Source organism: Pseudomonas mosselii (genome assembly GCF_005796105.1).
Taxonomy (GTDB): Bacteria; Pseudomonadota; Gammaproteobacteria; order Pseudomonadales; family Pseudomonadaceae; genus Aquipseudomonas; species Aquipseudomonas mosselii_C.
In genome coordinates this window covers 20,482-38,558 of record NZ_VAUO01000013.1, presented here as the reverse complement: position 1 = coordinate 38,558, position 18,077 = coordinate 20,482, and the positions used below count along the sequence as shown (strand labels likewise).

The window sequence follows — 18,077 nt, the reverse complement described above, 5'->3', positions numbered from 1 at the left end:
TGTTTACATTTCTGGAACGACAGTACCCATGCCTGCCCAACTCAAACGCCGTTTGCTGGTTTTCATCACCCTGGTAGGCCTGATCGCCCTCGCCTTCCTCGCCCACTGGTATTTCAAGGGGCGCTTTTACGAAAGCACCGACAATGCCTACGTTCAGGGCGAGATCACGCGTATTTCGAGCCAGTTGGGCGCACGCATCGACCAGGTGCACGTGGAAGACAACCAGCACGTGAACAAAGGCGACCTGCTGGCTCGGCTGGAAGTGGCCGACTTCGAACTGGCGGTGCAACGCGCCCGCGCAGCACTCGCGACCCGCGAGGCAGAGCTTGTGCAGGCGCAGAGTCGGTTGGTGCAACAAGGCAGCCTGATCGCTGCGGGCCAGGCCCAAGTGGCTGCCAGCCAGGCCACGCTGAACCGCTCGCAACTTGACCTTGATCGAGCCCAGGCCCTGCGCAAGCCGGGCTTCGTCTCCGAAGAGCGGGTCACGACCCTGTCGGCAGAAAGTCATGTGGCCCGCTCCCAGGTGGACAAGGCCCAGGCCGATCTCAAGGGCCAGCGCCAACAGGTCGATGCGCTGAGCGCCGAACTCAAGCGCCTCGACGCACAAATCGCCAACGCCCGCGCCGACCTCGCACAAGCCGAGCTCAACCTGACCCGCTGCGCCATCTACGCGCCGATCAGCGGCACCATCGGCCAACGCAGCGCACGCAACGGCCAGGTGGTGCAGGCCGGGGCTTACCTGCTGTCGATCGTGCCGGATGAAGCTATTTGGGTGCAGGCCAACTTCAAGGAAACCCAAATTGGCAAGATGCACCCCGGCCAGCGCGCACAACTGACCTTCGACAGCTTCCCCGACACGCCTATCGATGCGCGTATCGACAGCCTGTTCGCCGCCTCCGGCGCGCAGTTCAGCCTGTTGCCACCAGACAACGCTACCGGCAACTTCACCAAGGTCGTACAACGCATTCCGGTCAAACTGACCTTCGCCACCGACAACCCACTGCATGGCCGTATCCGCCCAGGGATGTCAGTCACCGCCACGGTCGATCTGCGCGATCAGGACGCCGGCCACGATGGCCGGTGATCAACTGCTGCGCCCGACCGCAGAGCCCACCCGGCGTGACTGGATTGCGGTCATGAGCGTGATGCTTGGCGCGTTCATGGCGGTATTGGACATCCAGATCACCAACTCGTCGCTCAAGGATATACAAGGCGCGCTTTCCGCCACCCTGGAGGAAGGCTCATGGATTTCCACGTCCTACCTGGTGGCGGAAATCATCATGATTCCGCTGACGGCGTGGCTGGTGCAGTTGCTCTCGGCACGGCGCCTGGCGGTATGGGTGTCGCTGGGCTTCCTGGCCTCCTCACTGCTGTGCTCGATGGCCTGGAACCTCGAGAGCATGATCGTGTTCCGTGCACTGCAAGGCTTCACCGGCGGCGCGCTGATCCCTCTGGCCTTCACCCTGACGCTGACCAAGCTGCCCGAGCACCACCGCGCCAAGGGCATGGCCATGTTCGCCATGACTGCCACCTTCGCCCCGTCCATTGGCCCGACCTTGGGCGGCTGGCTGACCGAGAACTGGGGCTGGGAGTACATTTTCTACATCAACATTCCCCCGGGACTGGTGATGATCGGCGGGCTGCTGTACGGGCTTGAAAAGAAACAAGCACACTGGGAACTGCTCAAGAGTACCGATTACGCCGGTATCGTCAGCCTGGGCCTGGGGCTTGGCTGCCTGCAAGTCTTTCTCGAGGAAGGCCACCGCAAGGACTGGCTGGAGTCGAGCCTGATCGTCAGCCTGGGCAGCGTGGCGCTGCTCAGCCTGATCCTGTTCGTGATCCTGCAACTATCGCGCGCCAACCCACTAATCAACCTACGTATACTCGGCAACCGCAATTTCGGCCTCTCGAGTATCGCCAGCCTGGGCATGGGCGTGGGCTTGTACGGGTCGATCTACCTGTTGCCGCTGTATCTGGCGCAGATCCAAGGCTACAACGCCCTGCAGATCGGCGAAGTGATCATGTGGATGGGCATTCCGCAGTTGTTCCTGATTCCGCTGGTGCCACAACTGATGAAGGTGATTTCGCCGAAGCTCCTCTGCGCCCTGGGCTTTTGCCTGTTCGGCCTGGCCAGCTTCAGCTCGGGGGTGCTCAACCCGGACTTCGCCGGGCCGCAGTTCAACCAGATCCAGATCATCCGCGCCATTGGCCAGCCAATGATCATGGTCACCATCTCGCTGATCGCCACCGCCTACATCCAGCCACAGGATGCAGGGTCAGCGTCGAGCCTGTTCAACATTCTGCGCAACCTGGGTGGAGCGATTGGCATCGCCCTGTTGGCCACGCTGCTCGATGCCCGGGCCAAGGTGTACTTCGACTACCTGCGTGAGTCGGTGGTACCGAGTAACCCACAGGTGGCCGAACGCCTGGCGCAACTGACCGAGCGACTGGGCAATGAGACTGCGGCGTTGGGCAAGCTGAGCGAAATCACCCATCAGCAGGCGATGATCATGGCCTACAACGATGCCTTCCACTTCGTCGGGATCGGGCTGGCGGTGAGCATGTTGGCGGTGTTGCTGACCCGCAAGCTACCTCAAGGGCTCAAGGCTGGAGAGGCGCACTGAGCGTGCTCGGCGGGGGAAATAGCGCGTGCTTCTTCGCGGGCAAGCCCGCTCCCACAGGCACAGCGCCAATCCTGTGGAAGATCACCCAACCCTCTTGGTGCTGCGCTGTCGCGCAAAGAACTGATTTCGTAAGCGTGCCGCGTACCCTGTGGGAGCGGCTTTAGCCGCGAACACCGGCGAAGCCGGTGCCATCCACCGAGTTGTCTGATTCGCGGTGGTCTGGCACTCCGGTAAGCCCGCTCCCACAGGTCTCTGCTAAATCAACAAGTTATATGTAGTTCTATAGGGGCGAGCTTGCCGCAATGCCGGACCACCGCGAAGGAGCACGCACCGATGCTGGCCTTTCAGCTGGCGATCAGCCGCTCACGCAGCTTGCCGATTTCGTCGCGCAACTGCGCAGCGGCCTCGAACTCCAGGTCGCGGGCGAACTGGAACATTTTCTCTTCAAGCTGCTTGATGCGCTTGGTGATCTCCCCCGGCGTCTGCAGTTCGGCCTCCAGGCGCCCGGCCTCTTCCGCTGCCTTCGCTTGTCCCTTGCGCTTCTTGCTGCGAGCACCGGGCACGGTCGCGCCTTCGAGGATGTCGGCGACGTCCTTGACCACGCCCCTAGGCACAATGCCATTGGCTTCGTTGAAGGCCACCTGTTTTGCCCGACGGCGTTCGGTCTCGTCAATCGCGCGCTGCATGGAGCCGGTGATGTTGTCGGCGTACAGAATCGCCTTGCCGTTGAGGTTACGCGCAGCACGCCCGATGGTCTGAATCAGCGAGCGCTCCGAACGCAGGAAACCTTCCTTGTCGGCATCGAGGATAGCCACCAAGGACACTTCGGGCATGTCCAAGCCTTCGCGCAGCAGGTTGATGCCCACCAGCACATCGAAGGTGCCTAGACGTAGGTCGCGAATGATCTCGACCCGCTCCACGGTGTCGATGTCCGAGTGCAGGTAGCGCACGCGCACGTCATGGTCGGCGAGGTAGTCGGTGAGGTCCTCGGCCATGCGCTTGGTCAAGGTGGTCGCCAGGACGCGCTCGCCCAAGGCGACGCGCTTGCCAATCTCCGAGAGCAGATCGTCCACCTGGGTCAGTGCCGGGCGCACCTCGACCTGCGGGTCGACCAGCCCGGTGGGGCGCACCACCTGCTCGACCACGCGCCCGGCATGTTCGGCTTCGTAGGGACCGGGGGTGGCCGAGACGAAGATCGTTTGCGGGCTTACCGCCTCCCACTCGTCGAAGCGCATAGGGCGGTTGTCCAGCGCCGAAGGCAGGCGGAAGCCGTATTCCACCAGCGTTTCCTTACGCGAGCGGTCCCCCTTGTACATGGCCCCCACCTGGGGAACGCTGACGTGGGATTCGTCGATCACCAGCAGCGCATCCGCCGGCAAGTAGTCGTAGAGCGTTGGCGGTGGCGCGCCAGCCGGACGCCCAGAGAGATAGCGCGAGTAGTTTTCGATGCCGTTGCAGTAACCCAGTTCGAGGATCATCTCCAGGTCGAAACGAGTACGCTGCTCCAGGCGCTGGGCCTCGACCAGCTTGTTGGCCTTGTGCAAGAACGCCAGGCGCTCCTTGAGTTCCTCCTTGATACCCTCCACTGCGTCGAGCAAGGTTTCGCGCGGCGTGACGTAGTGGGACTTGGGGTAGAAGGTGAAACGCGGCAGCTTGCGGATCACCTCACCGGTCAGGGGGTCGAAGGCGGCGATGTTTTCCACCTCGTCGTCGAACAGCTCGACACGGATGGCTTCGAGGTCCGATTCGGCAGGGAAGATATCGATCACATCGCCGCGCACGCGAAACGTCGCACGGGCGAAGTCCATCTCGTTGCGGGTGTACTGCAGGTCGGCCAGGCGCCGCAGCAGCGCACGTTGGTCGAGCTTGTCGCCGCGATCGATGTGCAGGACCATCTTCAAATAGGTTTCCGGGCTGCCCAGGCCATAAATGCACGAGACGGTGGTGACGATGATCGCGTCGCGCCGTTCGAGCAGCGCCTTGGTCGCCGACAGGCGCATCTGCTCGATGTGGTCGTTGATCGAAGCGTCCTTCTCGATGAAGGTATCCGATGAAGGCACGTAGGCCTCGGGCTGATAATAGTCGTAGTAGGAGACGAAATACTCGACGGCGTTATTCGGGAAGAACGCCTTGAATTCGCCATACAGCTGGGCCGCGAGGGTCTTGTTGGGCGCCAGCACCATGGTCGGGCGCTGCACCTGCTGGATCACGTTGGCGATGCTGAAGGTCTTGCCCGACCCGGTCACCCCGAGCAGCGTCTGATGCGAAAGGCCGGCTTCGATACCCTCGACCATCTGGCGGATGGCCTCGGGTTGGTCGCCGGCCGGCTGGAATCGGGTGACGAGTTGGAACTCGGACATGACGGACCTCGTGGATGCTGCGGCAACTGTAAATTTAGCCAGTAGTTTATACCCAAACGCCGACACCGGGCGCTCGTTTCAAGATAAAGCTGTGATCAGTTACTGCAGTGGACCGGGCAATTCGACCAATGGTCGAAAAATATTTGCGCAAACAGCCGTAAAAGCTGCGCCAGACTGTCGCAGTGACCAGGCGGTATCACTATACTGACTCCCCGTTTGTGCACCGCTTCAGTGCATTCGGCTGGAGCGTGGCAACCCCCTTTCACTCTCCAATCAGAGCCAACGTAACAATGAGCCTGTTTTCCGCTGTCGAGCTGGCACCCCGCGACCCTATCCTGGGCCTGAACGAAGCATTCAACGCTGATACCCGCACCGACAAGGTCAACCTGGGCGTGGGCGTTTACTGCAACGAGGAAGGCCGCATCCCGCTGCTACGCGCGGTGATCGAGGCCGAAACCGCGCGTGCCGCCCAGCACGCCTCGCGCGGCTACCTGCCGATCGACGGTATCGCCCAGTACGACCAGGCCGTGCAGAAGCTGATCTTCGGCAACGACTCGCCGCTGCTGGCCGCAGGCCGCGTGGTCACCGTGCAGGCCGTAGGTGGTACTGGCGCCCTGAAAATCGGCGCCGACTTCATCAAGCGCCTGTCGCCGAACGCCGTGGTTGCCATCAGCGACCCGAGCTGGGAAAACCACCGCGCACTGTTCGAGTCCGCAGGCTTCCCGGTCCAGACCTACCGCTACTACGACGCCCCGAGCAATGACGTCAACCGCACCGGCATGCTCGAAGACCTCGACGCCCTGCCGTCCGGCTCGGTGGTCGTACTGCACGCCTGCTGCCACAACCCGACCGGTGTCGACCTGACCCTGCAAGACTGGAAAAACGTGCTGGAAGTGGTCAAGGCCAAGGGCCACATCCCGTTCCTCGACATGGCCTACCAGGGCTTTGGCGACGGCATCGCCGAAGACGCCTTCGCCGTGCGCCTGTTCGCCGAGTCTGGCATGGCGTTCTTCGTCTCCAGCTCGTTCTCCAAGTCGTTCTCGCTGTATGGCGAGCGCGTTGGCGCGCTGTCGATCGTCACCGGTTCGAAAGACGAGAGCACCCGTGTGCTGTCGCAGGTCAAGCGCGTGATCCGCACGACCTACTCCAACCCGCCGACCCACGGTGCCAGCATCGTCGCCGCCGTGCTCAACAGCGACGAGCTGCGCCAGATGTGGGAAACCGAGCTTGGTGAGATGCGCGAGCGAATCCACGGCATGCGCAAGCAGATGGTCCAGTTGCTGGCGCAATACGGTGCCAGCCGCGACTTCAGCTTCGTCGGCCGCCAGGTGGGCATGTTCTCCTACTCGGGCCTGACCGTTGAGCAGGTGGCACGCTTGAAGAACGAGTTCGGCATCTATGCCCTGGACACCGGCCGCATCGCCGTCGCCGCGCTGAACCAGAGCAACATTCACGTGGTCACCAAAGCCATCGTCGAAGTGCTGTAACTGCTTGATTGTGCAGGGGGAAGCTTGACTTCCCCCTGCCAGTCGCTAAGATACGCGCAGATTCCGCGATAGCTCAGTCGGTAGAGCAAATGACTGTTAATCATTGGGTCCCTGGTTCGAGTCCAGGTCGCGGAGCCAAACATCGAAAAACCTCCAGATGCGCAAGCACTGGAGGTTTTTTATTGCCTGCCAGATAGACCCAGGCAGGTTTCAGGTACTGCGCCCAATGGGGTAGAACTGACCCTGGCTCCACACCCCAAGCCACTCCTGGCCATCGATCAGGCGCGGCACTGCCAGCTCCACCAACTGGTAGAAGACGTTGCGATGGATCAACGCCTCGAGATTGCCGCGCACCCGCACATACGGCGCCGGCTCCCCGCTGTCAGGATCGGTCACCACCCGCAGCGGATGGTCTGCGCCGGCCTCGAGTGTATCGTCCACATTGGTGGTGAAGCGCAGGACCTGCTGCTCACCCTGCCCTTGCACATCGAGTAGCACCGCCACGAACGGTGCGTCATCTACGCGGATGCCGACCTTCTCCACCGGCGTGACCAGGAAGTAATCATCGCCATCGCGACGAAGGATGGTGGAAAACAGCCGGACCATCGGCTTGCGGCCTATCGGCGAGCCCAGGTAGTACCACGTACCATCGCGGGCGATGCGCATGTCGATGTCGCCGCAAAAATCCGGGTTCCAAAGGTGCACCGGCGCCGGCCCCTTGGCTGCGGGAATTTGCGCCAGAAGATCGTTGGCCTTGCCGGTGTCGGTCATTGCATGCTCGCTCAGCGGCTCATACCCAGGAGGCTACGAGCGTACTCGCGCATGGGGGCAGCAAGCAAATCCTGGGGCGTATTGTCGTGGAACGTCAACAAACCGCCACGGCTCTTGATGCGGGCGGTATCGATCAGATAACGAGTATTGGTCTCGATCAACATCATCTGCACTACGCCCGAGTCCCAGCCCAGTCGATCCACTGCCTGCTCGTCGTACCACTCGTCGCCATTGCCGATGCGGTCATCGGTACGCGCGAAACGGGTGTACAACACGTAGTCGGCGCCGACCGAACGGGCCTCGGCAATGGCTTGCTCCAAGCCCAGCGGGCCTTGCGCGCGGCGCACCAGCGGGAAGTACTCGACGAAGCTCTTGAAGGCTTCTTCGGCCACCACGTTCTGTTTGGGCAGCGGGCCCTTGCCCGGCGGCATGAAAGCGCCTTGGCCAATGAAGATGAACGAGTCAGGTTGCAAGCGCACCGACAGGGTACGGGTGGTGTCGCTGTGGTCCAGCAAGCCCGCATCGCTCATGTGATAACGGACGCCCTCGCCCATATCGCTGACATTCATGCAGCCGCCCAACGCCATCAGCGCCAGCAGCAAGACCAGGCTACGCATCTTTCCTCCAGAGGCCGGTGACGAAAAACCGGCGAACAGCCGCGCTGATGCAGCTTTTGCGCCAGAGTCAGCCGCCGATCACCTTCATGACCATCACATCACCGGAAAACGCCAGCGCCTGCTTGTCCGCCAAGGCCTTGACCAGCAAACGCTGCAAGGCCGGCAGCGCTTGGTGGCGCGGCTTGTCGAACAGGTCGGCGACAAAATGGCGGCTGCCGGACGAGAGGCAACCATGCAGCCAGCCGGTCGAGGACAAACGCAGGCGCGAACAGGCTCGGCAAAACGGCATGCTTTCGTTGGCGATCACGCCGAAATGGCCTTTGTCAGGGATACGGTAACGCAGGGCCGTGGCATCCACTGGCCGCGGCGCCGGCTCGAAGGGGTGCGCCTGGCCGATCAGCGCCAGCAAGTGCTCAAGGCCGACGAACTGCTGAAGGAAAGCGTTGGTATCCCGGGCCAGATGCCCCATGCGCATCAGTTCGATGAAACGCAGCTCGTAGCCCTGTGCCAAGCAATAGTCGAGCAGCGGTACAACCTGGTCGAGGTTCTGCCCCCGCATCGGCACCATGTTGACCTTGATCGCCATGCCCGCCGCCTTCGCCGCCTGCATGCCCTCCAGCACGCAGGCCAAGTCGCCGCCACGGGCGATACGCCGGAACGCGTGCGGGTCAAGGGTATCGAGCGAGACATTCAAACGACGAATGCCGGCGTGTAAAAGCAGTGGGAGCTTACGCCAGAGCAACTGGCCGTTGGTGGTGAGACTGATGTCTTCCAGGCCGAGGCCCGAAACACCGGCCAGGAAAGCCTCCAGACGCGGGCTCACCAGCGGTTCGCCGCCCGTGATGCGCAACCGCTCGATCCCTGCCGCCTCGACCAGATAGGCAACGCCATGGGCCAGGACGTCGGCCGACAACTCGTCCTGCGCGGCCACAAGGCGCTTGCCATCGGGCACACAGTAGGTGCAGGCATAATTGCAGGCAGCAGTCAGGCTGACGCGCAGGTTGCGAAAGCGCCTGCCGTGACGATCGACGATCATGGGTGACTCCGGCGTGGAAGAATCGAGGCCGGCAAAACCTGACTTAAAAATCAAGTTTTTGCAAGCCCCTTACGCCGTGTCGGACCCGCCCCACTGCGCACCCACGTCGGGTGCGCATTGCACCAGCGGCTTCAGTTGGCGGGTTCTGGGTCGCGCTTACGCTTGTTGCCCATGCGCACGCCAATATCCATGAGGAACTGGAAGAAGCCTTCCTGATCTTCCAGGACATTGCTCCAGAACGGCGAGTGATACAGCGCCACGGCGCCGTGCACCAGAGCCCAGGCCGCGCAGTAGTGGAAGTACGGGGGCACGTCTTCGAGCTTGCCCTCGCTGATGCGACCTTTGATCAGCTGCGTGAGGCGATCGAAGTTGGACGCGCGGATGCTGTGCAACTGCTCGACCATTTCCGGCACCTGGTTACCCTTGACCACCTTCTCTTCGAGGCGGTCGAACAGCCGGTAACGCTGCGGATCACGCATGCGGAACTCAAAATAGGCGCGCGACAGTGCTTCCTTGTCACGGTCGACGTCAGCCGAGTGCAACAGCGCATTCAGATCGCGCTCGTAGTCGAGCATCAGGCGCAGGTAGATCTCCGCCTTGGATTTGAAGTGCTTGTAGATCGTGCCTTTGCCGATGCCCACGGCGTCGGCGATCATCTCGACGGTGACACTGTCTTCGCCCTGTTCGAGGAACAGTTTGAGCGCCGTGTCGAGGATCTCTTGCTCGCGGCGGCGAAACTCACGGACCTTACGAGGTTCTTTCTGCATAGGAAGGACTGGGATGACAATCGAAGCGCATTATTATGCCTAACTGGTGGCAAATTGCACGGATCTTGCGCAATGTGTCTTGTTTCACGATACGTTCGCCAGCGCCGCAGGCGCAGGACCCGCAACCTGGCCGACTCCCTGTCGGTTTTTCCCCGCCAGTCACCACTGATACCTGCCTGATCGACGACACTGCCTCTAAGCTTGGCTGATGGCCATGCCCTCTGTGCTCAAGCAACGGCCGACGTATTCCAAATCTGTTTAAAAAACGACCAACTGCTGCTGGAAGTGCGCCAAACCTGACCAATACTTGAAGTGTTGGCGCGGCGCATCCCCCCGAGTGGCGCGCCAATAAAGGTGCCCAGGGACCGCGTACCTTTGTTTTACTCCTAATGGTCTTAACCCGGATTCCCCCCCCAGAACCCGGGTTTTTTTTGCCCGAGGTTCTGAAGGCGGTCTGTCACGCGACCCGCGCCAGCGGGAACAGGCGCTTGAAGTTGGCAGTGGTCTGCTCGGCCAACTGCTCATAGCTGGCCCCACGCAACGACGCCACGTACTCAGCCACTTCACGCACATATTGCGGCAGGTTCGCCTTGCCTCGATGCGGGATCGGCGCCAGGTACGGCGAATCAGTCTCTACCAACAGGCGCTCGGTCGGCACCTGGCGAGCCACCTCGCGCAGCGCATCGGCATTTCGGAAGGTGACGATGCCCGACAGCGAGATGTAGTAGCCCAGGTCCAGCGCTGCCTTGGCCATTTCCCAATCTTCGGTGAAGCAGTGCAGCACACCGGCCTGCGGCAGGCTGGCTTCGCGCAGCAACGCCAGCGTGTCGGCGCGTGCGGCGCGGGTGTGCACGATCACCGGCTTGCCGGTCTGGCGCGAGGCCTCCAGGTGCAGACGGAACGAAGCCTGTTGCAACTCGGCGGCCTCGGGTTCGTAGTGATAGTCCAGGCCGGTTTCGCCGATCGCTACCACATGAGGATGGGCCAGCTCGCGCAGCAGCCATTCCAGTGCCGGGGTTTCGCCGGGGGCCAAGTCCAGCGGATGCACGCCGACCGAACAGTCGACATCGGCGTAGCGCTCGCTCAGCGCCTTGACCGCGCCGGCATTCTCGGCGCTCACGCCGATGCACAGGAAGTGCCCCACGCCACGCTCACGCGCCGCCTGGAGGGCAGCATCGAGGGAGCCTTGGTGGGCGCTCAAGTCAAGACGGTCGAGGTGGCAATGGGAGTCTACGAGCATGGGAATCCGACACACATGAAGTTACGGTAAAAATCAGCGCATGCCCGGCAACTGTACCCAATGGGCCAGCATCGCTTCGAGCAACAACACGCGGTTGAGGTTGGCCTTGCCGAGCACTTTCTGGCGCTGTTCAAGGAGCCATGCCTGGATTTCCAGCACCTTGGCCGGGCGGCTTTTCTGCGCCAGGTACTGCACGACCTTGCGCATGTCAGCCAAACCCAGGCCGTCTTCGTCCTGGGTCAATTGATAGCGCAAGATCAGGTGCGACCAGTCGCAGAACCAGTCGAACAACAGCAACAGCGGCACATCCTTCCAGGCCTCGGCCAACTGGCTGGGGGATTGCTGCTGCTTGAGCAGCTTCTTGACCCCGTCGGCCACCAGCGCGCGCTGCTCACGCACGCCCTGTGCCTCCAGGCTCACGGCCATCAACGGCGAACCCGCGGCCAGGCTCAGCAGCTCTTCACGCGCCTCGTCACTGCTGTCGGCCAAGGCCGCCGCCAGCCAGGCGCGGCTTTGCGCCTGGCTGGGCTGCGGGCATGCCACCTGCTGGCAACGGCTCTTGATGGTTGGCAGCAGGCGGCTCGGCTGGTGGCTGACCAGCAATAGAACCGTATCACCCGAGGGTTCTTCAAGGCTCTTGAGCAAGGCGTTGGAGGCGTTGATGTTCATCGCCTCGACCGGCTCGATCAATACCACCTTGCGCCCACCTTGCTGGGCAGTCTGCACCACGAAAGACACGAGTTCGCGCACCTGGTCGATCTTGATCGGCTTGTCGGCCTCTTCAGGCTCCAGGATGAAGTTGTCCGGGTGACTGCCAGCCTTGAGCAGCAAGCACGCCTTGCACTGGCCGCAGGCGTCAAGTGCATTGGGCTGCTGGCACAACAAACGAGCCATCAGGCGCTCGGCCAACGCCCGTTTGCCGATACCCTGCGGGCCATGTAACAGGTAGGCATGAGCATGCTGGCTGCGTCCTGCCAGTTGCTGCCAGAGCGCCTGCTGCCAGGGATAGGCCTCAGCCACGGCAACGCCCCAGGATGCCCGGCAGCAGCGCGTCGATAGCGCGCTGCACCACATCCAGCGGCTGCGCGGCATCCAGTAGGCTATAGCGCTGTGGGTGTTTGCGCGCGCGCGCCAGATAGGCCTGGCGCACCGCCTCGAAGAACGCCTGACCTTCCTGCTCGAAACGATCGAGCCGACCACGTGCGGCGGCACGGGCCAAGCCCACCTCCACCGGCAAATCGAACACCAGCGTGAGGTCCGGGCGCAACTCGCCCTGAACGAAAGACTCCAGAACCGCAATGCGCTCGACAGGCAGGCCGCGCCCACCGCCTTGGTAAGCATAAGTGGCATCGGTGAACCGGTCACACAGCACCACCGCACCTCGGGCCAACGCCGGACGGATGACCTCAGCCAGATGCTGTGCGCGGGCAGCGAACATCAGCAGCAGTTCGGTGTCAACCGCCATGCGCTCATCGCTGGGAGCCAGCAGCAGCTCGCGGATGCGCTCGGCCAGTGGGGTACCGCCAGGCTCACGGGTCATGACAACGTCGATGCCCTGCTCACGCAGGCGCGCAGCGAGGTATTCGCGGTTGGTGCTCTTGCCGGCGCCTTCGGGCCCTTCGAGGGTGATAAACAAGCCGCTCACAGGCGTTCCTTACTGTTGCTCAGGGGCCGGCGCATCGGCCGGCGCGGATTCATCGGGGGCAGCGCCCGGCGCTGGCGCCTCACCCGCACCGGGCTGAGCCTGCGGCGCGGGGCTGGAGCGGTAATCGGCACGGCGCTTGAGCTGAAACTCGCGCACCGCACTGTTGTGGTCATCCAGATCGTCCGAAAAAACATGACTGCCATCGCCACGGGCGACGAAATACAAGCTTGAGCCGTCGCTGGGGTTCAGTGCGGCATGGATCGCCTCGCGGCCGACCATAGCGATCGGTGTCGGTGGCAAACCGGTCATGGTGTAGGTGTTGTAGGGGGTTGGCTCGCGCAGGTCGGCACGGGTGATCTTGCCGTTGTAGCGCTCGCCCATGCCATAGATAACGGTAGGATCGGTCTGCAGCATCATACCCAGGCGCAGGCGACGCACGAACACCCCGGCGATTTGCCCACGCTCCTGAGGGATACCGGTCTCCTTTTCCACCAGCGAGGCCATGATCAGTGCTTGATAAGGGTCGCGGTACGGCAGGCCGCTACTGCGTTCAGCCCACTCTTTGGCAAGCACCTCGTCCAGGCGCATGTAAGCCTGCTGCAACAGCTCCACATCGCTCATGCCACGCACGAAACGGTAGGTGTCAGGGAAGAAGCGGCCCTCGGGGAAGACTCCGGCATGACCGAGCTTGTCCATCACTTCTGCGTCGGACAACCCCTCCAGGGTGTGGCGAAGCTTCTCGTGCTTGGCCACGGCAGCCCGTACCTGACGGAAGGTCCAGCCCTCGACCAGGGTGATGTTGTACTGCACCACATCGCCGCGCTGCCAGGCATCGAACAGTTGACCCACGGTCATGCCCGGAGTCAGACGGTATTCACCGGTGTGCAATGCGGTACCGGCCATGTTGAAGCGCCAGTAAAGGCGCAACCAGACCGCGTCATCCAGCAGCCCTTCGCGCTGCATGCGATAGAACATGCGGTTGGGTGTGGTGCCGCTGGGCACATCGATCAGGCGCTCCTGCGCCACTTGCAGAGGCTGCTCCAGGACCGAGTTGATCTTCCAGGCGGACCAGCCCAGCACCAGGCCAGCCAGGATCAACCCCATTTCCAGCAGCAGCAGGAATTTACGTCTCACGAATCAGGTATCCAGTAACGTACGGGCAACGGCCTGCAGTTTACGGGTGAGTGGCCCAACCGACCAGTTCAGCACGTTGAATTCACGTACCGGCCAGATGCCATAGACACTGTTGCAGACGAACACTTCCTCGCTTTGCTGCAGGTCGTCAAGGCTGAGGTCGCGTACGTGCATCGCAACGCCCAACGACGGCGCTTGCGCAAGCAATGCTTCACGCATGACACCCGCCACGCCACAACGACTCAGATCGGCGGTCAACAACGCACCGTCACGCACCAGGAACAGGTTGCTGTACACGCCTTCGATCAAGTGTCCCTGGGTGTCACACATCAAGCCCTCAGCGTAGGCGCCGTCCTGCCATTCGGCACGTGCCAGCACCTGCTCCAGGCGGTTGAGGTGCTTGAGGCCGGCCAGCAGGGGCTGTTGCGCAAGGCGGGTCTGGCAGGGGAACAGACGCACGCCGACTTCGGCGTTTTCTGCAGGATAAGTGGGTAATGGGCTGCCCTGCAGCAAGCGACGGGCCTGCACACCTGGGGCCGGTGCGTAGCCACGCTGGCTGTCGCCCCGGGTCAGCACCAGCTTGGCGACACCCTCGCCCAACTGCTGGGCAAAGCGCAGCAACTCGTCCTCGACCAGCGCAAGGTCGGCCTGGATCGCCAGGCGTTGGCAGCCCCGCGCCAGGCGATCGAGGTGACGTGACAGCAGGCTGGGCCTGCCGCCACGCACGGCGATAGTCTCGAACAGCCCATCGCCGTAGGCCAGGCCACGGTTCTGCAGATTTACCGCAGTGCCTGGCTGGCCGTCGATCCAGCTGTGCATCAACCGGCGAACCGGCGGAACACCAGCGAACCGTTGGTACCGCCAAAGCCGAAGGAGTTGGACAGCACCACGTCGATCGGCATGCTGCGCGCCTGATGCGGTACGAAGTCCAGGTCGCAGCCTTCGTCGGGCTCGTCGAGGTTGATGGTCGGCGGCGCCATCTGGCTGTTGATGGCCAGCACGCTGAAGATCGCCTCCACCGCACCCGCTGCGCCCAGCAAGTGGCCGGTCATCGACTTGGTCGAACTGACGGCCAGCTTGTAGGCATGCTCGCCGAACACGCGCTTGATCGCGGCAACCTCAGCCACGTCGCCAGCCGGCGTCGAAGTGCCATGGGCGTTGATGTAGCTGACGTCCTCCGGGGCGATACCGGCATCGCGCAGGGCATTGGCCATGCAGCGGGCAGCGCCTTCACCGGTGTCGGGTGGCGAGGTCATGTGGTAGGCGTCGCCGCTCATGCCAAAGCCCACCAGCTCTGCATAGATGGTGGCGCCGCGGGCCTGGGCGTGCTCGAGTTCTTCGAGCACCAGGGCGCCCGCGCCATCGGACAGCACGAAGCCATCACGCCCCTTGTCCCATGGGCGGCTGGCACGCGTGGGCTCGTCGTTACGCGTCGACAAGGCACGGGAAGCCCCGAAGCCACCCATGCCCAGACCACACGCGGCCATCTCGGCACCGCCAGCGATCATCACGTCCGCTTCACCATAGGCGATGTTGCGCGCGGCCATGCCGATGCAGTGGGTGCCAGTGGTGCAGGCGGTCGCAATGGCGTAGTTAGGCCCTTGCACACCCAGGTGGATCGACAGGAAACCCGAGATCATGTTGATGATCGAGCCCGGCACGAAGAACGGCGAAATACGACGCGGCCCCTTCTCGTGCAGGATCTTGCTGGTTTCCTCGATATTGGTCAGGCCGCCGATGCCCGAGCCCATGGCCACGCCAATGCGCTCGCGGTTGGCGTCGGTCACTTCCAGGCCGGCATTACGCACCGCCTGGAAACCGGCCGCCAGGCCGTACTGAATAAACAAGTCCAGCTTGCGGGCCTCTTTCTGGTCGAGGTATTGCCCGACCTCAAAGCCTTTCACCGAGCCGCCAAAACGGGTGGAGTAGGCAGACAGGTCCGTATGCTCGATCGGCCCGATGCCACTGCGGCCAGCCAGAATGCCCTGCCAGGTGCTCGGTACATCGGTACCCAGTGGCGACAGCATACCCATACCGGTGACCACGACGCGTCTACGCGACACAGTACTCTCCTCTTTCCTGATAACAGAGTTTCTTGCCAGTGCACTTGCCATGGCGAATGGAATGGCAGCAAACCCCGATCCTTGCAAAGAAAAAACCGCACGCCAGCAAAGGCAGTGCGGTTTTCCCCGACAAGAAGCGTCGACTGAAACGTCTTAGGCCTGGTGGTTTTTGACGTAGTCGATGGCAGCTTGAACGGTAGTGATCTTTTCGGCTTCTTCGTCAGGGATTTCGGTCTCGAATTCCTCTTCCAGAGCCATCACCAGCTCAACGGTGTCAAGCGAATCGGCACCCAGGTCATCGACGAAGGACTTCTCAGCGGTCACTTCCTCTTCCTTGACGCCCAGTTGCTCGGCGACGATTTTCTTGACGCGTTCTTCGATGGTGCTCATACCTAGTTTTCACTCCTAATGGACATATGTCAGGCAGCTGACCGGTGCCCAAGTTTATAGAAAGACGCCTGCTTTTCAAGCGGAACACGCCTTCGACTTGGTCACCCGACCCACTGCCTGGAATCTGGTTGCAGCTTTATAACGGATTTTAGGCTCGCAGTATGACTGTTTTTTGAAGCAATCCGTCACATCGCATTGCGGTTTTTACATGTACATCCCGCCGTTCACTGGCACGGTAGCGCCAGTAACGTAGGCTGCGCCATCAGATGCCAGGAACGAAACCACCTTGGCGATCTCGTCGGCCTGACCCAGACGCCCCAGCGGAATCTGGGTCTGCAAGGCTTCACGCTGCGCCTCTGGCAGCTCGCGGGTCATGTCGGTATCGATGAAACCTGGCGTCACCGAATTGACCGTGATACCACGCGATCCCACTTCACGAGCCAGCGCACGACTGAAGCCTTCCAGGCCTGCCTTGGCAGCTGCATAGTTGGCTTGACCCGCGTTGCCCATGGCACCGACCACCGAGCCGATGCTGATGATACGACCCCAGCGCGCCTTGGTCATGCCACGCAGCACGCCCTTGGACAGACGGTAGAGGCTATTGAGGTTGGTGTCGATCACATCGAACCACTCGTCGTCCTTCATGCGCAGCATGAGGTTGTCACGCGTGATACCAGCGTTGTTGACCAGGATGGCCGGGGCGCCGAACTGCTCGCCAATGGCGCTGAGCACCGCGTCCACGGACTCGGCGCTGGTCACGTTCAGTTCCATGCCGGTGCCGGCGATGCCGTGCTCCTTGAGGGTGGCGGCGATACGCTCGGCACCGGAGGCCGAAGTGGCCGTACCGATCACGGTGGCGCCTTGGCGACCCAGTTCGAGGGCGATGGCCTGGCCGATGCCACGGCTGGCGCCGGTAACCAGTGCAACTTTACCTTGCAGGCTCATGCAAGCGTCTCCAGATTCAGGCCAGCGCCGCACGGGTGGCGGCGACAGCGTCAGGGGTATTGAGGTTGTAGGTGGTCACGCCGTCAGCGCAACGCTTGTTCAGGCCGGCCAGCACCTTGCCTGGGCCGCACTCGACCAGGTTGACCGCACCATGGGCAGCCAGGGCCTGCACGCATTCGACCCAACGCACCGGCTGGTACAGCTGCGCCAGCAAGTCCTGCTTGAGAGTATCGAGGTCGGCAGCGATGGCGGCAGTGACGTTTTGCACCACCGGGATCTGCGGGGCCTTCCATTCGATGGCGTTGACCGACTCGGCAAAGCGTTCGGCAGCCGGCTTCATCAGCGCACAGTGCGACGGCACGCTGACCGCCAGAGGGAGGGCGCGCTTGGCACCTTTGGCCTTGCACAGCTCGATGGCACGGTCCACCGCAGCCTTGTTGCCAGCGATGACCACCTGGCCAGGCGAGTTGAAGTTCACCGCACTGACCACTTGATCTTCGGCAGCTTCGGCGCAGATCTCGACCACCACGGCGTCGTCCAGGCCAAGAATCGCGGCCATGGCGCCATGCCCGGCCGGCACGGCCTCCTGCATCAGCTGGCCACGGCGCTCGACCAGGCGAACGGCGTCCTTGAGCGACAGGCTGCCAGCGGCGACCAGGGCGCTGTACTCACCCAGGCTGTGACCGGAAACGAAGGCCGGCTGCGCGCCGCCCTCTTCGAGCCAGAGGCGCCACAGCGCGATGGACGCGGTGAGGATCGCCGGCTGGGTCTTGTCGGTTTGATTGAGTTGTTCTTCAGGGCCTTCCTGAACCAGTTTCCACAGGTCGTAGCCCAGGGCCTCGGAAGCTTCCTTGAAGGTCTCGACGATCACCGGCTTTTCGGCGCCGAGTTCGGCGAGCATGCCCAGCGACTGGGAACCTTGGCCGGGAAAGACGAATGCGAGGGATGCAGACATTGAACAAGCCCTTATGATCTTGTCGTCGGATAGGGTGCGCCAA

Annotated in this window: 17 protein-coding genes and 1 tRNA gene; 4 read left to right on the top strand and 14 right to left on the bottom strand. The window is 62.4% G+C overall.

Annotated features, from left to right (window positions below; translation table 11 throughout):
* Nucleotides 1-28 precede the first annotated feature (28 nt).
* Nucleotides 29-1,084 carry an HlyD family secretion protein gene (locus tag FEM01_RS20585; RefSeq protein WP_138221314.1) on the top strand — a complete coding sequence of 352 codons (1,056 nt, stop codon included), beginning with the start codon at nt 29-31 and terminating at the stop codon, nt 1,082-1,084.
* Nucleotides 1,074-2,624 carry an MDR family MFS transporter gene (locus FEM01_RS20580; protein WP_138221313.1) on the top strand — a complete coding sequence of 517 codons (1,551 nt, stop codon included), beginning with the start codon at nt 1,074-1,076 and terminating at the stop codon, nt 2,622-2,624. The genes FEM01_RS20585 and FEM01_RS20580 overlap by 11 nt, the downstream gene beginning before the upstream one ends.
* A 344-nt stretch (nt 2,625-2,968) precedes the next feature.
* On the opposite strand, the gene uvrB is transcribed toward FEM01_RS20580, so the two are convergent.
* Nucleotides 2,969-4,984, bottom strand: coding sequence for an excinuclease ABC subunit UvrB (gene uvrB, locus FEM01_RS20575; protein WP_138221312.1), 2,016 nt, complete (start codon nt 4,982-4,984; stop codon nt 2,969-2,971).
* 290 nt (nt 4,985-5,274) lie between these two features.
* Here uvrB and FEM01_RS20570 point away from each other — a divergent pair, with 290 nt between their 5' ends.
* Both FEM01_RS20570 and FEM01_RS20565 read left to right on the top strand, forming a co-directional pair.
* Complete coding sequence (locus FEM01_RS20570; protein WP_138221311.1) at nt 5,275-6,471, top strand: amino acid aminotransferase; 1,197 nt, start codon at nt 5,275-5,277, stop codon at nt 6,469-6,471.
* Nucleotides 6,472-6,533: 62 nt separating this feature from the next.
* Nucleotides 6,534-6,609 (top strand) — tRNA-Asn (locus FEM01_RS20565).
* A 72-nt stretch (nt 6,610-6,681) separates the two neighbouring features.
* On the opposite strand, the gene FEM01_RS20560 is transcribed toward FEM01_RS20565, so the two are convergent.
* The 13 genes from FEM01_RS20560 to fabD form a co-directional block, all read right to left on the bottom strand.
* Entirely contained in the window at nt 6,682-7,242 is a 561-nt protein-coding gene (locus FEM01_RS20560; protein ID WP_138221310.1) for a DUF1285 domain-containing protein, read from the bottom strand.
* A gap of 11 nt (nt 7,243-7,253) precedes the next feature.
* Nucleotides 7,254-7,859 (bottom strand): DUF4823 domain-containing protein, encoded by a 606-nt coding sequence (locus FEM01_RS20555; RefSeq protein ID WP_138221309.1) that lies wholly within the window; start codon nt 7,857-7,859, stop codon nt 7,254-7,256.
* 67 nt (nt 7,860-7,926) lie between these two features.
* On the bottom strand, nt 7,927-8,895 hold the full coding sequence (locus FEM01_RS20550) for a GTP 3',8-cyclase MoaA (RefSeq protein WP_138221308.1): 969 nt from the start codon (nt 8,893-8,895) through the stop codon (nt 7,927-7,929).
* Nucleotides 8,896-9,026: 131 nt separating this feature from the next.
* The gene (locus FEM01_RS20545; RefSeq protein ID WP_138221307.1) at nt 9,027-9,662 is read right to left on the bottom strand and encodes a TetR/AcrR family transcriptional regulator; all 636 of its coding nucleotides are present in this window, start codon (nt 9,660-9,662) and stop codon (nt 9,027-9,029) included.
* A gap of 457 nt (nt 9,663-10,119) precedes the next feature.
* Nucleotides 10,120-10,902 (bottom strand): TatD family hydrolase, encoded by a 783-nt coding sequence (locus FEM01_RS20540; protein ID WP_138221306.1) that lies wholly within the window; start codon nt 10,900-10,902, stop codon nt 10,120-10,122.
* Nucleotides 10,903-10,935: 33 nt separating this feature from the next.
* Nucleotides 10,936-11,922, bottom strand: a complete 987-nt coding sequence (locus FEM01_RS20535; protein ID WP_138221305.1) for a DNA polymerase III subunit delta' — start codon at nt 11,920-11,922, stop codon at nt 10,936-10,938.
* Nucleotides 11,915-12,547: a dTMP kinase gene (gene tmk, locus FEM01_RS20530; RefSeq protein WP_138221304.1), complete on the bottom strand. Its 633-nt coding sequence runs from the start codon at nt 12,545-12,547 to the stop codon at nt 11,915-11,917. Before tmk ends, FEM01_RS20535 begins: the two co-directional genes overlap by 8 nt.
* A 9-nt stretch (nt 12,548-12,556) precedes the next feature.
* Nucleotides 12,557-13,681, bottom strand: a complete 1,125-nt coding sequence (mltG, locus tag FEM01_RS20525; RefSeq protein WP_138221303.1) for an endolytic transglycosylase MltG — start codon at nt 13,679-13,681, stop codon at nt 12,557-12,559.
* A gap of 3 nt (nt 13,682-13,684) precedes the next feature.
* Nucleotides 13,685-14,500, bottom strand: a complete 816-nt coding sequence (pabC, locus tag FEM01_RS20520; protein WP_138221302.1) for an aminodeoxychorismate lyase — start codon at nt 14,498-14,500, stop codon at nt 13,685-13,687.
* The gene (gene fabF, locus FEM01_RS20515; RefSeq protein WP_138221301.1) at nt 14,500-15,744 is read right to left on the bottom strand and encodes a beta-ketoacyl-ACP synthase II; all 1,245 of its coding nucleotides are present in this window, start codon (nt 15,742-15,744) and stop codon (nt 14,500-14,502) included. Before fabF ends, pabC begins: the two co-directional genes overlap by 1 nt.
* Nucleotides 15,745-15,897: 153 nt before the next feature.
* Nucleotides 15,898-16,134, bottom strand: coding sequence for an acyl carrier protein (gene acpP / locus FEM01_RS20510; protein WP_009685065.1), 237 nt, complete (start codon nt 16,132-16,134; stop codon nt 15,898-15,900).
* A 204-nt stretch (nt 16,135-16,338) separates the two neighbouring features.
* On the bottom strand, nt 16,339-17,079 hold the full coding sequence (gene fabG, locus FEM01_RS20505; RefSeq protein WP_138221300.1) for a 3-oxoacyl-ACP reductase FabG: 741 nt from the start codon (nt 17,077-17,079) through the stop codon (nt 16,339-16,341).
* A gap of 16 nt (nt 17,080-17,095) precedes the next feature.
* A complete protein-coding gene (gene fabD / locus FEM01_RS20500) occupies nt 17,096-18,034 on the bottom strand; it encodes an ACP S-malonyltransferase (RefSeq protein WP_138221299.1) in 939 nt (312 codons plus the stop codon).
* Nucleotides 18,035-18,077: the final 43 nt, after the last annotated feature.

Excerpts from the sequence above, each read along its gene's own strand:
- FEM01_RS20585 (WP_138221314.1), top strand. The coding sequence starts at position 29 with ATGCCTGCCCAACTCAAACGCCGTTTGCTGGTTTTCATCACCCTGGTA.
- FEM01_RS20580 (WP_138221313.1), top strand. The coding sequence starts at position 1,074 with ATGGCCGGTGATCAACTGCTGCGCCCGACCGCAGAGCCCACCCGGCGT.
- uvrB (WP_138221312.1), bottom strand. The coding sequence starts at position 4,984 with ATGTCCGAGTTCCAACTCGTCACCCGATTCCAGCCGGCCGGCGACCAA.
- FEM01_RS20570 (WP_138221311.1), top strand. The coding sequence starts at position 5,275 with ATGAGCCTGTTTTCCGCTGTCGAGCTGGCACCCCGCGACCCTATCCTG.
- FEM01_RS20560 (WP_138221310.1), bottom strand. The coding sequence starts at position 7,242 with ATGACCGACACCGGCAAGGCCAACGATCTTCTGGCGCAAATTCCCGCA.
- FEM01_RS20555 (WP_138221309.1), bottom strand. The coding sequence starts at position 7,859 with ATGCGTAGCCTGGTCTTGCTGCTGGCGCTGATGGCGTTGGGCGGCTGC.
- FEM01_RS20550 (WP_138221308.1), bottom strand. The coding sequence starts at position 8,895 with ATGATCGTCGATCGTCACGGCAGGCGCTTTCGCAACCTGCGCGTCAGC.
- FEM01_RS20545 (WP_138221307.1), bottom strand. The coding sequence starts at position 9,662 with ATGCAGAAAGAACCTCGTAAGGTCCGTGAGTTTCGCCGCCGCGAGCAA.
- FEM01_RS20540 (WP_138221306.1), bottom strand. The coding sequence starts at position 10,902 with ATGCTCGTAGACTCCCATTGCCACCTCGACCGTCTTGACTTGAGCGCC.
- pabC (WP_138221302.1), bottom strand. The coding sequence starts at position 14,500 with ATGCACAGCTGGATCGACGGCCAGCCAGGCACTGCGGTAAATCTGCAG.
- acpP (WP_009685065.1), bottom strand. The coding sequence starts at position 16,134 with ATGAGCACCATCGAAGAACGCGTCAAGAAAATCGTCGCCGAGCAACTG.
- fabG (WP_138221300.1), bottom strand. The coding sequence starts at position 17,079 with ATGAGCCTGCAAGGTAAAGTTGCACTGGTTACCGGCGCCAGCCGTGGC.
- fabD (WP_138221299.1), bottom strand. The coding sequence starts at position 18,034 with ATGTCTGCATCCCTCGCATTCGTCTTTCCCGGCCAAGGTTCCCAGTCG.